The following is a 15,009-nucleotide window of genomic DNA, read 5'->3' as shown; positions in this document are numbered from 1 at the left end:
GCGCCTCAGGTCTCGGCGGGCGCCGGCGGGCGCACCGCCGCGAGGATCTCCGCCTTCTGCTCCTCGTCCGCCACGGCGCGGGCGAGGATCACCGCGCCGACCAGCGTCGCGATCGTCTTCAGCGCCGCCGCACGGCTTACCTCGGCATCCGGGTTCGCTTCGGTGATCCTGCCGACCCAGCGATCCAGCGCCTCGCCGAAGACGGTCTGGATCGCGGGCCCCTGGCGCGGGGCCTCGGCGGCGAGGGCGGCGAAGGTGCAGCCGCGCGCCCGCGTGCCGACATGGTCGTCGCGCAGATACCACTCGGCGAACGCCTCGAGCGGGTCGCCCTCGACGCCTTCGAGCGCCTTCGTCCACCCGATCTCGTTGCGGCGCAGCCCCGCCTCCGTCGCCTCGGCGGCGAGCGCCTCCTTGTCGGCGAATTGCTTGTAGAAGCCGCCATGGGTGAGGCCGGCAGCTTTCATCAGCGCGGAAATCCCCACGCCGTCATAGCCGTGCTCGCGAAACGAACGCGCGGCGGTCTCCACCACCTTGCGCCGGTTCTGCGCGGCGACGTCGCGACTGACGCGCATCTCTCACTCTCCCCGATATGGGCGACGCCCATTTTTTGGATGACGCATTGAATCTTAGTGCGGCATAGTTAGATTTCAATCATCATCTAAACGGGACGGGTTTCGGCCCGCCGCTTCGGGAAGGATCGAACCGATGGACATCCAGTATTCGACGGCCCTCGTCACCGGCGCCAATCGCGGCCTCGGGCGGGCCATCGCCGAGGCGCTCGCGGCGGCGGGTGCGAAGGTCTACGCCGCGAGCCGGTCGGGCACGCTCGCTGGCCCGGTCGCCGGGGGCATCGTGCCGGTGACGCTCGACGTCACCGATGCGGCGTCCATCGAAGCGGCGGCGGACGCGCTCGGCGACGTGACGGTCCTCGTCAACAATGCCGGGGTCGCGCTCTCGGGCGGGCCGATCTCCGCGCCGTCGCTGGATCGCGCGCGGGCCGAGATGGAGACGAACTATTTCGGCACCCTCGCCATGGCCCGCGCCTTCGCACCGCTGATCGCGGCGAACGGGGGCGGGGCGATCGTCAATGTCGCCTCGATCGTCTCCCACGCGCCGATCCCCCAGGCAGGGACCTATTCGGCGAGCAAGGCGGCGGTGCTGTCGGCGAGCCTGTCAATGCGCGCCGAGCTCGCGCCGCGCGCGATCCGCGTGCTGACGGTGCTGCCGGGCTTCATCGAGACCGACATGACGGCGAACAATGACGTGCCGAAGATCTCGCCCGAGGCGGTCGCGGCGGACATCCTTGCGGGCCTGCGCGGCAACGCCGAAGAGATCTATCCGGGCGTCGCGGCCGACCTCGCACGCGCCTTCTACGCCGACCCCAAGGCGCACGAACGCGCGCTCGCGGGGCGCTTGGAGGCGGCGGAATGAGCTTTGAGCGCGACGCGGCGGCGCTCACGGGCCTCGCGCAGCTTCAGCGGATGGCGCGCGGGGAGGGGCCGGCGCCCTCGATGCTCGAAACGCTCGGCTTCCGCCTCGCCGAGGTCGGCGAAGGGGTCGCCGTGTTCGAGGGTGAGCCGGGGCCGCACATCCTCAACCCGATGGGCACGGTTCATGGCGGGTGGGCGATGACGCTCCTCGACTCGGCCCTCGGCTGCGCCGTCCACTCCACGCTGAAGGCGGGCGAGATCTACGCCTCGCTCGGCACCGAGGTGAAGTTCCTGCGCCCGATCCTGCCGACCACTGGGCCGATGCGCTGCACCGGCACGATCGTCTCGCGCGGGCGGCGCACCGCGACGTCCGAGGGCCGCCTCGTCGATGCGTCGGGCCGACTCTACGCGAGCGGTACCTCCACCTGCTTCATCCAGCCCATGGAGGCCTGAGCGATGCCGCTTGTGTCCCTTCTCCTCGTCCCGTTCGTCTTCACCCTCGGCGGCTACGTCTTCCACGGCCTCCTCGCGCCGATGTCCGAGGCGCTCGGCGTCTCGATCGCAACAGCCGGCGCGCTGCAATCGGCCTTCGCGGTGTCGTGCGCGCTCGCGGGACCGCTCCTCGCGCGCTTCACCCAGCGGCTCGGGCGCAAGACCGTCCTCCTTGCGACGCTCGCCGCGCTGACGCTCCTCAACGCGCTCTCCGCCGTCGCGGCGACCTTCGAGACGCTCCTCGCGCTGCGCGTCGCGATCGGCGCCGCGGGGTCGCTGGCGCTGCCGGTCGCGATCGCGGTCGCCGCGATGATGACGCCGCACGAGCGGCGGGCGGGCGCTATCGCGACCGTCTATTCTGGTGTCGCGCTCGCCTGGATGCTCGGCATCCCGCTCGGCTCCGTCGTCGGCTCGGCCTTCGGGTGGCCGGCGAGCTTCGCGATGGCGAGCCTCCTGTGCGCCTTCACCTTCGTCCTCGTCCTCCTCAACGTGCCGGCCCATCCGCCTGCCATTGCGGCGGTTGCGCGCCGGCGGCTGGGGCTCGGCGAAGTCGGGCTCCTCGCGCTCACCTTCATGGCGTTCGCCTCGATGTTCGCGATGGTGGGCTTCATCGCCCCGATCATCACGGCGCTGACGGGGCTGAGCGGGGCGGCGATCGCGCTCTTCCAGGTGCTTCTCGGCGGGCTCGGGCTCGTCGGCCTGCGCCTCGGCGCGCGCCTCGCGATGGCCGAGGGCGGGCGCGGCCTCCTGTGGCCCTTCGTCGGGATGCTCGCGGCATTGGCGATCGTCGTGCCGGCGCTCGCGCTCGGCGTCTCCGGCTCGGTGGGGCTCGGCGCGATGATCGCGAGCGCGCTCGTCGGCCCGGTCTCGCTCTTCGCGGTCGCCCCGGTGATCCAGACGCGCCTTGCCGAGCGGGCCGGGCCCACCGCGACCTTCGCGCTGGCGCTCAACGGGTCGATGGTCTTCCTCGGCCAGGGCGTCGGCGTCAGCCTCGGCGCCTTCGCGATCGGCCACTACGGGCTCGCCGCCGCGCCGCTCGCAGGCGCGATCGTCGCCGCGCTCGGGGTGGGGCTCGCGATGATCATGGCCCCGCTCACCCGCGCCGAGACGGCGGCCGAGGGGGCGCGGTCGGCCTGAAGAAAGCGCCCCGCCGCCATCGACGGCGGGGCGTCGCGCCTACTCGGCCGCGTACTGGAAGCCGGAGGTGGAGCGGGAGAGGGCGGTCTCCTCCTCGTCCATCTCCGCCTCGATGCTCTCGAAGAGGGGGGTGGATAGGTAGCGCTCGCCGGTGTCGGGCAGCATGCACAGGATCACCGAGCCGGGCTCCGCGCTCTCGGCCACCTGGCGGGCGATCGCGAAGGTGGAGCCGCCGGAGATGCCGGTGAGGATCCCTTCCTTGCTCGCGAGCGCGCGCGCCCACTTCATCCCGTCTGCGCCCGCGACCGGGATCAGCGAGTCGTAGAGCTTGTTGTCGATCGCCTCCTGCAGGACGAGGGGGATGAAGTCGGGCGTCCAACCCTGGATCGGGTGGGGCTCGAAGGCGGGATGGCTCGCGGCGGGCATCCCTTCGCCGTCGCGAAGCTGCTCGGTGCCGCTCCCCACGATCTGCGCGTTCGCGGGCTCGGACAGGATGATCTTCGTCTCCGGCCGCTCGCGCCGCAGGACGCGCGCGACGCCCGTCACGGTGCCGCCGGTGCCATAGCCGGTGACGAAATAGTCGAGCCGCGAATCCTTGAAATCGTTCATGATCTCGCGCGCCGTCGTCGTCTCATGGATGTCGGCGTTCGCGCGCGTCTCGAACTGGTGGGCGAGGAACCAGCCGTGCGTTTCGGCGAGCTCCACCGCCTTGCGGAACATGCCGTACCCCTTCTGCGCGCGCGGGGTGAGGACGACCTTCGCCCCCAGCATCCGCATCAGCTTGCGCCGCTCGATGGAGAAGGAGTCGGCCATCGTGACGACCAGCGGATAACCCTTCTGCGCGCACACCATGGCAAGGCCGATACCGGTGTTGCCGCTCGTCGCCTCGACCACGGTCTGTCCGGGCTTCAGCGCGCCGCGCCGCTCCGCGTCCTCGATGATGTTGAGGGCGAGGCGGTCCTTCACGGAGGCCGCCGGATTGAAGGCCTCGGCCTTCACGTAGATCGTCACGCCCTCGACGCCGAGATTGTTGACCCGGATCGAGGGGGTATCACCCACCGTGTCGAGAATGCTGTCGAAACGTCGGCCGCGGCCTTCGGTGGTTCGGATCGATGAAGTCTGCATCGGCGTCCCCTTTTGTTTCTGGGGCCGATCCTATCCGCACTTGTCGCAATTGTCCGGTGGTCAGGCGCGGCGGACCGTGGCGAGGACGGACTCGACCACGTGCCGGCGCAGCGCATCCTGGTTCCCCTCCTCGAAGAGGCCGCCGCCGAAGAGGGCGGAGAAGGTCGGCCGGTTCGACACGTTGAAGAAGCTGAACGCGCTGATCTGCCAATGGAGGACGAGAGGGTCGAGGCCGGGGCGGAAGACACCCGTCGCCTCGCCGCGCGCGCAGATGTCCCGCAGCTTCTCGATGGCCGCGATGTTGAGGCCGCGCACCACGTCCGACCGGGCGAGATTCTCCGCGTTGTGGATGTTCTCGATCATCACCATCCGGATGAATTCGGGGTGGCTGCGGTGGTGGTCGAAGGTGAAGGCGACGAGGCGGGCGAGCGCCTCCTCGGGCGGAAGCTGGCCGAGATCGAGCGCCGATTCGCCCTCGCGCACCTTGAGGTAGGCCGCCTCCAGGGCGCGGGTGTAGAGGCCGCGCTTGTCGCCGAAATAATAGTAGATCATCCGCTTCGAGGTGCGCGTGCGCGCGGCGATGTCGTCGACCCGCGCGCCGGACAGGCCATGCGCCGCGAACTCCTCGACCGCGACGGCGAGGATGTCCTGCTTCACCCCTTCGGGATCCTGTACCCAGCCGCGCTTGCCGCGCGTCGCTCCGTCTTCAGTCGTCGTCACAGGCGGGCCTCCCGCCCCAACTCCTAGCACTCCTTGCCAAATTAAACACCTGGTACAAAGTGCTTGACGAAATTAACTGACTGGAACATTTTGCGCCAAAACAAGATGTCGGGGCCCACCACAATCATGGCCGTCGAGGAGCAGAGGAAACGCACCGCACACGCCGCAGACGCGGCGCGGCCTCTGCGCGTCGGCCTCGTCGGACGGGGCATCCAGCTTTCCCGCACGCCCCGGATGCATGAGGCCGAGGCGGCCGCGCTCGGCTTTGCCTGCCGCTACGACCTTCTCGACACCGATGCCGGCACGCGCGGAACGCTCGCCGAGATCGTGGCGAGGGCGGAGGCGGACGGGTTCGCCGGCCTCAACGTCACCTATCCCTACAAGCAGGAGGCGATCGCGCTCCTCGACGAATTGTCGGACGCCGCGCGCCGGGTCGGCGCGGTCAACACGATCGTCTTCCGCGACGGACGCCGCTTCGGCCACAACACCGATTTCTGGGGCTTTGCCGAGAGCGTGCGGCGCGACCTGCCGGACGCGCCGATGGGGACCGTTCTCCTCCTCGGCGCGGGCGGGGCGGGGGGCGCGGTGGCGCACGCGCTCGCCGAGCTCGGCGCTGGGCGCATCCTCATCACCGACACACGGGCTGAGGCGGCCGCGGCGCTGGTCGGGGCCGTGAACGCCGTCGCGCCTTGGCGTGCCAGCCTCGCGGGCGATCTCGCGATGGCCGCCGCGGTGGCGGACGGCATCGTCAACGCGACGCCGGTCGGCATGGCGAAGCTGCCGGGGACGCCGATCGATCCGGCCCTCCTGGAGCGGCGCCACTGGGTCGCCGACATCATCTATTTCCCACTCGAGACCGCGCTCCTCCACGCCGCCCGCGCGCGCGCCTGCACGACGCTGAGCGGCGAGGGCATGGCCGTCTTCCAGGCCGCACGTGCCTTCGAGCTCTTCACCGGGCGCGAGCCCGACGCGGGCCGGATGCGCGAGACGTTCCGCTCCTTCGGCGCGTCATGAGGACATCAGCATGAAGACGGGCATCGCCACCGTGTCGATTTCGGGCAACCTCGAGGAGAAGATCGAGGCGATCGCCGCCGCCGGCTTCTCGGGGATCGAGATCTTCGAGCAGGACTTCATCGCCGACGCCCGAGCCCCGCGCGCCGTCGGCGAGCGCATCCGCGCGGCGGGGCTCGAGGTGATGCTGTTCCAGCCCTTCCGCGACTTCGAGGGCCTGCCGGCGCCGCTGCGCGGCAAAGCGTTCGACCGCGCCGAGCGCAAGTTCGACGTGATGGAGGAACTCGGCTGCGACCTCGTCCTCGTCTGTTCCTCGGTGCATCCGGCCGCGCTCGGCGGGATCGACCGGGCGGCGGCCGATTTCGCCGCGCTCGGCGAGCGGGCGGCGGCGCGGGGCCTGCGCGTCGGCTACGAGGCGCTCGCCTGGGGCCGCCACGTCAACGACCACCGCGACGCCTGGGAGGTGGTGCGCCGGGCGGATCATCCGAATGTCGGGCTGATCCTCGATTCCTTCCACACCCTGTCGCGCGGGATCGACCCGGAATCGATCCGCCGCATTCCGGGCGACCGGATCTTCTTCGTCCAGCTCGCCGACGCGCCGAAGATCGACATGGACCTCCTCTACTGGTCCCGCCATTTCCGCAACATGCCGGGCGAGGGCGACCTCGACTGCACGCGCTTCATGCGCGCGGTGATGGCGACGGGCTATGCCGGGCCGATCAGCCTCGAGATCTTCAACGACCAGTTCCGCGGCGGCAGCCCGACGACGATCGCGAAGGACGGGCACCGCTCGCTGGTCGCGCTGATGGACGAGGTGCGCCGCGCCGAGCCCGAGAGCTGCGGCGACATCCCGCCGATGCCGGCACCGGTCGACATCCTCGACACCGCCTTCATCGAGTTCGCCGCGCGCGGGCGGGACCTTGCCGACCTCGAGGCGCTCCTGCGCAGCCTCGGCTTCGGCCCGGTGGGGCGCCACGTCTCGAAGGCGGTCACGGTGTGGCAGCAGGGCGAAATCCGCATCGTCCTCAACGCCGAGACGACAGGCCACGCGGCCGCCGCCTACAAGGCGAGCGGGACGAGCGTGTGCGATATCGGGCTCATGGTGGATTCGGCGGCCGACACCGTGACCCGCGCCCGCGCGCTCGGGGCCGAGCCCTTCGCACAGCCGGTCGGGCCAGGCGAACTTTCGATTCCCGCCATCCGCGGCCTTGCCGGCAGCGTGATGCACTTCATCGACAAGGAGAGCGGGCTCGCGGACGTGTGGGACGTGGAGTTCCGGCGCGACGCGGATGCCGCCTCGGGCGCGGGCCTCACCCGCGTCGACCACATCGCCCAGACGATGACCTATGACGAGATGCTGAGCTGGTCGCTCTTCTACACCTCGCTCTTCGACATGCGAAAAGCGCCGATGGTGGATGTGGTGGATCCGGACGGGCTCGTGCGCAGCCGCGCCGTCGAGATGCCGGACGGCGCCTTCCGCATCACGCTGAACGGTGCGGAGACGCACCGCACCCTCGCCGGGGCCTTCCTCGCCGGGAGCATCGGCGCGACGGTCCAGCACATCGCGCTCCAGACCGATGACATCTTCGCGACCGCGGCGCGCCTTGGCGCACTCGGCTTCCGCGCGCTCGCGATCTCGCCGAACTATTTCGACGATCTCGGCGCCCGCTTCGACCTCGACCCGGCCGACCTCGCGCGGATGCGGGCGGCGAACGTCCTCTATGACGCGGACGGGCAGGGCGAGTTCCTGCAGCTCTATTCGGAGCCGTTCGCGGGGCAGATGTTCTTCGAGATCGTGGAACGCCGCGGCGCCTATGCCGGCTACGGCGCGCCGAACGCGCCGTTCCGCATCGCGGCGCAGAAGCGACTGATGCGAGCCAGGGAGGCGCCGGCAGCTTGATCACCGTTACGAACGTAGGATATTCCTTGTTTCAACATATGGATTGCGGAATCTAATTCGCACACGAGCCGGCAGAAGCCGGATTCGGGATAAAGGGAGGAACAATATGAGCTTCATTTCGCGCCACAGCGCCTTTGCGGCCGGGATCGCGGGGGCCTGCGTGCTCGCCCTCGCCCTCGCCACCGCCGCCGCGGCTCAGGACAAGCCGACACTACGCCTGTCCTCGGTCGTCTCCGAGAACGACATCCGCGCCGAGGCCTTCGCCGAGATCGCCGCGGCGGTGGCCGACACCTTCGATCTCCAGGTCTTCAACGGCGCGACGCTCGTCTCGCAGGGCGCCGAACTCACCTCGATGCAGCGCGGCAACCTCGAGATGGGCCTTGTCGCGCCGCAGACGCTCGCCGAGCAGGTGCCCGAATGGTCCATCGTTACCTCGGCCTATCTCTTCGACGACGCGGACCATCTGAAGGCCGTGTTCGAGAGCGATGTCGGCGGCGAACTTCTCGCCAAGGCCGAGGAGATCGGCATTCACGTGCTGGCGCCGGTCTATTTCGGCACACGCCAGGTGAACCTTGCCCCCGACAAGGAGGTGATGAAGCCGGAGGATCTGAACGGCATTACGCTGAGAATGCCGGGCGGCGACGCGTGGCAGTTCCTCGGCGAGGCGATCGGCGCCAACCCGACCCCGCTCGCCTACGCGGAGGTCTACACCGCCCTCCAGACCGGCGCGATCGATGGCCAGGACAACCCGCTCCCCAACGACTACAACATGAAGTTCTACGAGGTGACGAGCCAGATCGTGCTCACCGGCCACCTCGTCGGCTTCGACCTCCTCGCCATCAGCAAGAAGGTGTGGGACGGGCTGAGCGCCGAGCAGCAGGAGACGCTGCAGACGGCCGTCGACGCCGCCATCGCCAAGAGCACCGAGCGCCACCTCGCGCGTGAGAAGGAGCTGGTCGCCTTCTTCGAGAAGGAAGGGCTGAAGGTCTACGAGCCCGACCGCGAGGCGTTCCGCAAATACGCCCAGCAGAAATATCTGGAGTCGGAGTTCGCGAAGAGCTGGCCCGAGGGCATGATCGACAAGATCAACGCGCTCGCGAACTGATCGCATCGACCACGAACGGGGCGGGGCGCGCGTGCGGCCCGCCTCGCGAAGGTGCCTCCCATGACGATTGATCGCCAACGCTGGACGACCGTCGCGAGAGCCCTCGCTGACGCGGTGCCGGCCATCCTCCTCGTCACGATGTTCCTGTGCTTCATCGTGCAGGTCTTCATGCGCTACGTGATGAACGACCCGGTCGGCTGGACCGTCGAGGTCTGCGTCATGGCGTGGCTGTGGATCCTGTTGTGGGGCCAGTCGGTGGCCGCGCGCGAGGACGACGAAATCCGCTTCGACATCGTCTACGGCGCTGTCCCGCCCAAGGTGCGCCGCGTCTTCCGGATGGCGTTCGCCGCCTTCCTCGTCGGCATCTACGCCTATTCGCTGCCGGCGCTGTGGGACTACGTGACCTTCATGCGGATCGAGAAGACGTCCTATCTCGACATCCGCTTCAATTGGGTCTTCTCGATCGCGATCATCTTCTCGGTCGTCTCGATCCTTCGCTATCTCTGGATCTTCTACACGGCCGCGCGGGCGCGCCGGGCCGACCTCGAAGCCCCGGACCATTCCTTCTCGCCGAAGGACCTCACCGAATGAGCTGGGAGTTCGCCGTCGCCACCGCCACGATCGTCGCGGCGGCCGTGATCGGGCTGCCGATCGGCCACGCCATGCTGGCCTCCTCGGTGCTCTATCTCGCCCTCAACGGCTCGGACATGAGCATCGCCTTCGAGCAGATGCTGCGGGGCCTCTACGGCTCTTACGTCCTCCTCGCGATCCCGCTCTTCATCTTCGCGGCCGACCTCATGAATGCCGGGTCGCTGTCGGACCGGCTCCTCGATTTCTGCCGCGCGCTCGTCGGCCGCTTCCGCGGCGGCCTCGGCCACGTCAACGTCGTGTCCTCGCTGATCTTCTCCGGCATGTCGGGCTCGGCGATCGCGGACGCGGTCGGGATGGGGCGGATCATCATCAACATGATGACGAAGGACGGGAAATATCCCGCCGCCTACGCGGGCGCGATCACCGCGGCCTCGGCCATCATCGGGCCGATCATCCCGCCCTCGATCCCGATGGTCCTCTTCGCGCTCGTCTCCGACACCTCGATCGGCTACCTCTTCCTCGGCGGCGTCGGGCCGGGCCTCATCCTCGGCGTGCTCCTGATGGCGATGAACGCCTGGCAGGCGCGCATCCACAATTACCCGGTCGAGGAGGCGGTGCCGCTGCGCGAGATCCCGGCGATCACGCTGCGCGCGGTCCCGGCGCTCCTGATGCCGGTGATCCTCCTCGTCGGCATCTATGGCGGCGTGACCACGCCGACGGAGGCGGCCGCGCTCGCCGCGCTCTACGCCTTCCTCGTCTCCACCGTGTTCTACCGCTCGGTCAGCCTGCGCATGGCGTTCACGACGGTGCGCCAGAGCGCGCGGGCGACCGCGAGCGTCGGCTTCCTCATCGCCGGCGCGCTCGCCTTCAACTATGTCGTGACGGTCGAGCAGGTGCCGAACGCGATCCGCGACGTCCTCGCCGGGACGGAGCTCGACCGGATCGGCTTCCTCCTCCTCGTCAACGCGCTCCTGCTGGTGCTCGGCTGCCTCCTGGAGGCGAACGCCATCCTCCTCGTCATCGTGCCGATCTTCCTGCCGACGGCGGTCGCGCTCGGTGTCGACCCGGTCCATTTCGGCGTGATCGTGGTGGTCAACACGATGATCGGCCTCGCGACGCCGCCCTACGGGCTCCTCCTCTTCGTCGTCAGCTCGATCACACGATCCCCGATCGGCCAGACGATCCGCTACCTCCTGCCGTTCCTCGCGATCATGATCCTGGGGCTCGGCGTCATCACCTTCGTGCCCGATGTCGTGCTGTGGCTCCCACGGCTCTACGGCTACAAGGGCTGAGCGTCCGGAGACTTCGATGCGCGAACCGATCCGTCCGATCCTGGTGATCAACGGGCCCAACCTCGACATGCTGGGCACGCGCCAGCCGGAGGTCTACGGCCACGACACGCTGGATGATGTCGCCGCGCTCTGCCGGCGCACCGGCGAGGCGGAGGGCGTGGACATCGACTTCCGCCAGAGCGACAGCGAGGCGGAGATCATGGGCTGGATCAAACGGGCGCGGGGCGCCTTCAGCGGGATCCTGATCAACCCGGCCGGCTTCACCTCCACCTCGATCGCGATCCTCGACTCGCTCCTCATCTTCGACGGACCGATCATCGAGGTGCACATCTCGCCGCTCTTCCGGCGCGACGAGTTCCGCCACCTCTCCTACGTGTCGAAGGCGGCTTCTGCGAAGATCGAGGGGTTCGGGATCAGGGGCTACGCCTTCGCGATCATGCGCCTTGCCGAGCTTGCGCGGAAGGCGGCCTGAGGGGGCGCGTCAGGGGATGCGGCCGGTCCCGAGAATATGCGCGACGCCGCTCTCGACATGGCGCGTGAGGAGGGCGACCGCCCGCTCGGTGTCGCGCGCGAGGACGAGGTCGCGCAGCGCCACGTGATCCTCGGCGACCCCGGTGCCGCGAAAGTCGAGCACCAGCATGTGGTAGCGCATGAAGCGGTCGAAGATCGAAGAATGGGTCTGCATCAGGGCGTGCGTGTTGCAGGCCGAGATGGTGGCGTAGTGGAAGCCCCAGTCGTGCCGGACCCAGCGGTCGAGCCAGTCGGGTTTGCCCTCGATCAGCTCCTTCTCGATCACCGAGAGCTTATAGTGGGCCGACACCACGTTGCCCTGCCAGTCGAGGTCGCCATTCTGCATGGAGCGTGCGAGGGCGTGCGTTTCGAGGAGGACGCGCAGGTCCGCGAGCTCGCGCAGCTCCGTCGCGCTGATGGGCGCGACGCGGAAGCCGCGCTGGCCCTCTGCGGTGACGAGTTCCTCGACGGCGAGGCGGTTCAGGATCTCGCGCAGCGTCGTCACGCTCGCATTGTAGGCGGTCTTCAGCTTGTCGAGCTTCAGCTTGTCGAGCGGCTTCAGCCGGCCGTTGACGATGTCGGACCGGATCCGGCGATAGGCGACGTCGCCGACCGTCTCACCATCCTTGGCGTCGACCTCGAAGCGAGAGAATTCCATACCGGATCATTTATCTCCAAGAACGGCCACCCGTAAGCCAGAGCGGGGCATCGATCCAGCGTTGTGCACGGCCCCCGACTCGCCCGGATCGGCAGGCGGCGCGCGGTCCGATTGCCGGCATATGAATGGGCGCTGAGGCCGCGTGCGGCTCTTCGTCTCGATGATGTTCACCAAGCGGCGTCTCGAATGTGGCCTTTTCTAGGGTCCCTGTGTTTATTTCGGTTTGCAGTGAGGGCTGTAGAGGGCGGGTGGCCGCTTGCGGGCGGGCGCCTTTCCACAAGGTCGTCGCATGCTCGGCGCGCAATCGGGCGATGCGTCCAATACAACAGGGCTCTTTTTTTGGGCCGAGGACGGATGGGAGGAGCTGCACGATGGACGATATGACTGACCTGGATCCGCTCGAGTCGCAGGAATGGCAGGACGCGATCGAGGATGTGATCCTGCGCGACGGTCCGGACCGGGCGCACTTCCTTCTCGACAAGGCTGTCCAGCAGGCGCGGGCGAACGGGGCGCGATTGCCCTTTTCCTCGACGACGCCCTATCAGAACACCATCCCCGCCGATGAGGATCTCGACCTTCCCGGCGATGTCGAGGTCGAGCAGCGCATCCGCAACATCAACCGCTGGAACGCCATGGCGACGGTGGTGCGGCGGAACAAGGAATCCTCCGAGTACGGCGGCCACATCGCCTCCTTCGCCTCCTCGGCGTCGATGTACGATGTGGGCCTCAACCATTTCTGGCGCGCGCGCTCCGCGATCCACGGCGGCGATCTCGTCTTCTTCCAGGGCCATGTGGTGCCCGGCATCTATGCGCGCTCCTTCATGGAAGGGCGCATCAGCCAGCAGCAGATGGAGAATTTCCGCTCCGAGGTCGGCGGCAACGGGCTCTCGTCCTACCCGCACCCCTGGCTGATGCCGGACTATTGGCAGTTCCCCACCGTCTCGATGGGTCTCGGGCCGCTGATGGCGATCTACCAGGCCCGCTTCATGAAGTACCTGCACAATCGCGGCCTCATCGACATGGCCGACCGCAAGATCTGGTGCTTCCTCGGCGACGGCGAGATGGACGAGCCGGAGAGCCTCGGCGCGATCGCGCTCGCCGCGCGCGAGAAGCTCGACAACCTGATCTTTGTGGTGAACTGCAACCTGCAGCGCCTCGACGGGCCGGTCCGCGGCAACGGCAAGATCATCCAGGAGCTCGAAGGCCACTTCCGCGGCGCGGGCTGGGACGTGATCAAGCTGATCTGGGGCTCGGGCTGGGACGACCTTCTGGAGCGTGACACGACCGGGCGCCTGCGCCAGCTCATGGAAGAGACGCTCGACGGCGACTACCAGACCTATCGCTCGAAGGACGGGGCCTATGTCCGCGAGCACTTCTTCAACCGCTATCCGGAGACGGCGGCGCTCGTCGCGGACATGTCGGACGAGGACATCTGGAACCTGCGCCGCGGCGGTCACGACACGAAGAAGATCTTCACCGCCTTCAAGCGCGCCTCGCAGAACAAGGGGCAGCCGGTCTGCATCCTCGTCAAGACGGTGAAGGGCTACGGGATGGGCTCGGCCGGCGAGGGCCAGAACATCACCCACCAGCAGAAGAAGATGGCCGAGGACCAGCTGCGCGCGATGCGCGACCGGTTCGAGATCCCGGTCGCCGAGGCCGACATCGCCAAGGCCCCCTGGGTGATGCTGAACAACGCCCAGAAGGCCTATCTCGCCGACCGCCGGCGCGATCTCGGCGGGCCGTTCCCGGCGCGCAACATGGAAGCGCCGAAGCTCGACATCCCGCCGCTGGAGGCGTTCGAGGCGCAGCTGAAGACGACCGGCGATCGCGAGATCTCCACCACGATGGCGTTCGTGCGCATCCTGACGACGCTCCTGCGCAACAAGGAGATCGGCAAGTACGTGGTGCCGATCGTGCCGGACGAGTCGCGCACCTTCGGCATGGAGGGCCTCTTCCGCTCGGTCGGCATCTACAACCCGGCGGGGCAGAAATACACGCCCGCCGACGCCGACCAGATGGCCTTCTACAAGGAGAGCGAGACCGGCCAGGTGCTCCAGGAGGGCATCAACGAGGCCGGCGCCATGGCCGACTGGATCGCCGCCGCGACGAGCTACTCGACGCATGGCGTGCCGATGATCCCGTTCTACATCTACTATTCGATGTTCGGCTTCCAGCGGATCGGCGACCTTGCCTGGGCCGCCGGCGACTCGCGCGCCCGCGGCTTCATGCTAGGCGGCACCGCCGGCCGCACGACGCTGAACGGCGAGGGGCTCCAGCACGAGGACGGGCACAGCCACATCCTCGCCGGCACGATCCCGACCTGCGTCTCCTACGACCCGACCTTCCAGCACGAGGTGGCGGTGATCATCCACAACGGGCTGAAGCGGATGTTCGTCGATCAGGAGGACGTCTACTTCTACCTGACCCTCATGAACGAGAACTACGCCCACCCGGACATGCCGATGGGCTCCGAGGAGGGGATCCTGCGCGGTCTCTACCGCCTCGTGAAGGTCGACAAGCCGGGCAAGAAGCACGTCAACCTGATGGGCTCGGGCACGATCCTGCGCCAGGCGATGCTGGCGGCGGACATGCTGAAGGAAGAGTTCGGCGTGACCGCCGACATCTGGTCGGCGACCTCGTACAACGAGCTTGCGCGCGACGGGCAGGATTGCGCCCGGTGGAACCGCCTCAACCCGTTCGACGAGCCGAAGGTCCCGTACGTGACGCGCACGCTGGCGAACGCGACCGGCCCGGTCATCGCCGCGACGGACTACATGAAGAACTATGCCGACCAGATCCGCGCCTTCGTGGATCTGCCCTACACGGTGCTGGGGACCGACGGGTTCGGCCGTTCCGACAGCCGCGTGAACCTGCGCCGTCACTTCGAGGTCGACGCCAACCACATCGCCGCCGCGGCGATGGTCGAGCTCTTCCGTCTCGGCCACGTCAAGAAGGACGAGCTCCAGAAGGCCCTCCAGCGTTTCGAGATCGACGGGGCGAAGTCCAACCCCCGTCTCGCCTAAGCCGACAGAAGGACG

At 68.3% G+C, this 15,009-nt stretch carries 14 protein-coding genes; 10 read left to right on the top strand and 4 right to left on the bottom strand.

Annotated features, from left to right (window positions below):
* Positions 1 to 5: 5 nt before the first annotated feature.
* Positions 6 to 572, bottom strand: coding sequence for a TetR/AcrR family transcriptional regulator (locus DBV35_RS15630; RefSeq protein ID WP_108661240.1), 567 nt, complete (start codon positions 570 to 572; stop codon positions 6 to 8).
* Positions 573 to 705: 133 nt separating this feature from the next.
* Between DBV35_RS15630 and DBV35_RS15625 the strand changes: the two genes are divergently transcribed.
* Genes DBV35_RS15625 through DBV35_RS15615 form a run of 3 tightly spaced genes read left to right on the top strand, consistent with a single transcriptional unit; the run spans position 706 to position 3,059 of the window.
* Positions 706 to 1,431, top strand: a complete 726-nt coding sequence (locus tag DBV35_RS15625) for an SDR family NAD(P)-dependent oxidoreductase (protein WP_108661239.1) — start codon at positions 706 to 708, stop codon at positions 1,429 to 1,431.
* The gene (locus DBV35_RS15620; protein ID WP_108661238.1) at positions 1,428 to 1,883 is read left to right on the top strand and encodes a PaaI family thioesterase; all 456 of its coding nucleotides are present in this window, start codon (positions 1,428 to 1,430) and stop codon (positions 1,881 to 1,883) included. The genes DBV35_RS15625 and DBV35_RS15620 overlap by 4 nt, the downstream gene beginning before the upstream one ends.
* A 3-nt stretch (positions 1,884 to 1,886) precedes the next feature.
* Positions 1,887 to 3,059 carry an MFS transporter gene (locus DBV35_RS15615; protein ID WP_108661237.1) on the top strand — a complete coding sequence of 391 codons (1,173 nt, stop codon included), beginning with the start codon at positions 1,887 to 1,889 and terminating at the stop codon, positions 3,057 to 3,059.
* 39 nt (positions 3,060 to 3,098) lie between these two features.
* Here DBV35_RS15615 and DBV35_RS15610 read toward each other — a convergent pair whose 3' ends face one another.
* Together DBV35_RS15610 and DBV35_RS15605 are read right to left on the bottom strand one after the other, a co-directional pair.
* Positions 3,099 to 4,184: a PLP-dependent cysteine synthase family protein gene (locus tag DBV35_RS15610; RefSeq protein WP_108661236.1), complete on the bottom strand. Its 1,086-nt coding sequence runs from the start codon at positions 4,182 to 4,184 to the stop codon at positions 3,099 to 3,101.
* A 60-nt stretch (positions 4,185 to 4,244) separates the two neighbouring features.
* The gene (locus DBV35_RS15605; RefSeq protein ID WP_108661235.1) at positions 4,245 to 4,904 is read right to left on the bottom strand and encodes a TetR/AcrR family transcriptional regulator; all 660 of its coding nucleotides are present in this window, start codon (positions 4,902 to 4,904) and stop codon (positions 4,245 to 4,247) included.
* Between the two features lie 126 nt (positions 4,905 to 5,030).
* Here DBV35_RS15605 and DBV35_RS15600 point away from each other — a divergent pair, with 126 nt between their 5' ends.
* The 6 genes from DBV35_RS15600 (at position 5,031) to DBV35_RS15575 (ending at position 11,275) form a co-directional block, all read left to right on the top strand.
* Positions 5,031 to 5,918, top strand: a complete 888-nt coding sequence (locus DBV35_RS15600; protein WP_108661969.1) for a shikimate dehydrogenase — start codon at positions 5,031 to 5,033, stop codon at positions 5,916 to 5,918.
* Between the two features lie 10 nt (positions 5,919 to 5,928).
* A complete protein-coding gene (locus DBV35_RS15595; protein ID WP_108661234.1) occupies positions 5,929 to 7,815 on the top strand; it encodes a bifunctional sugar phosphate isomerase/epimerase/4-hydroxyphenylpyruvate dioxygenase family protein in 1,887 nt (628 codons plus the stop codon).
* A 106-nt stretch (positions 7,816 to 7,921) separates the two neighbouring features.
* Positions 7,922 to 8,920, top strand: coding sequence for a TRAP transporter substrate-binding protein DctP (dctP, locus tag DBV35_RS15590; RefSeq protein WP_108661233.1), 999 nt, complete (start codon positions 7,922 to 7,924; stop codon positions 8,918 to 8,920).
* 60 nt (positions 8,921 to 8,980) lie between these two features.
* Positions 8,981 to 9,511, top strand: coding sequence for a TRAP transporter small permease (locus DBV35_RS15585; RefSeq protein WP_108661232.1), 531 nt, complete (start codon positions 8,981 to 8,983; stop codon positions 9,509 to 9,511).
* Positions 9,508 to 10,803: a TRAP transporter large permease gene (locus DBV35_RS15580; RefSeq protein ID WP_108661231.1), complete on the top strand. Its 1,296-nt coding sequence runs from the start codon at positions 9,508 to 9,510 to the stop codon at positions 10,801 to 10,803. Before DBV35_RS15585 ends, DBV35_RS15580 begins: the two co-directional genes overlap by 4 nt.
* Positions 10,804 to 10,819: 16 nt before the next feature.
* Positions 10,820 to 11,275 carry a type II 3-dehydroquinate dehydratase gene (locus tag DBV35_RS15575; protein WP_108661230.1) on the top strand — a complete coding sequence of 152 codons (456 nt, stop codon included), beginning with the start codon at positions 10,820 to 10,822 and terminating at the stop codon, positions 11,273 to 11,275.
* Positions 11,276 to 11,284: 9 nt separating this feature from the next.
* On the opposite strand, the gene DBV35_RS15570 is transcribed toward DBV35_RS15575, so the two are convergent.
* Positions 11,285 to 11,971 carry a GntR family transcriptional regulator gene (locus tag DBV35_RS15570; RefSeq protein ID WP_108661229.1) on the bottom strand — a complete coding sequence of 229 codons (687 nt, stop codon included), beginning with the start codon at positions 11,969 to 11,971 and terminating at the stop codon, positions 11,285 to 11,287.
* A 371-nt stretch (positions 11,972 to 12,342) separates the two neighbouring features.
* Between DBV35_RS15570 and aceE the strand changes: the two genes are divergently transcribed.
* Positions 12,343 to 14,994 (top strand): pyruvate dehydrogenase (acetyl-transferring), homodimeric type, encoded by a 2,652-nt coding sequence (gene aceE, locus DBV35_RS15565; RefSeq protein WP_108661228.1) that lies wholly within the window; start codon positions 12,343 to 12,345, stop codon positions 14,992 to 14,994.
* Positions 14,995 to 15,009: the final 15 nt, after the last annotated feature.

Source organism: Acuticoccus kandeliae (genome assembly GCF_003073115.1).
Note: the sequence above shows the minus strand (reverse complement) of the source record. Positions and strands in the feature narration are given on the sequence as shown.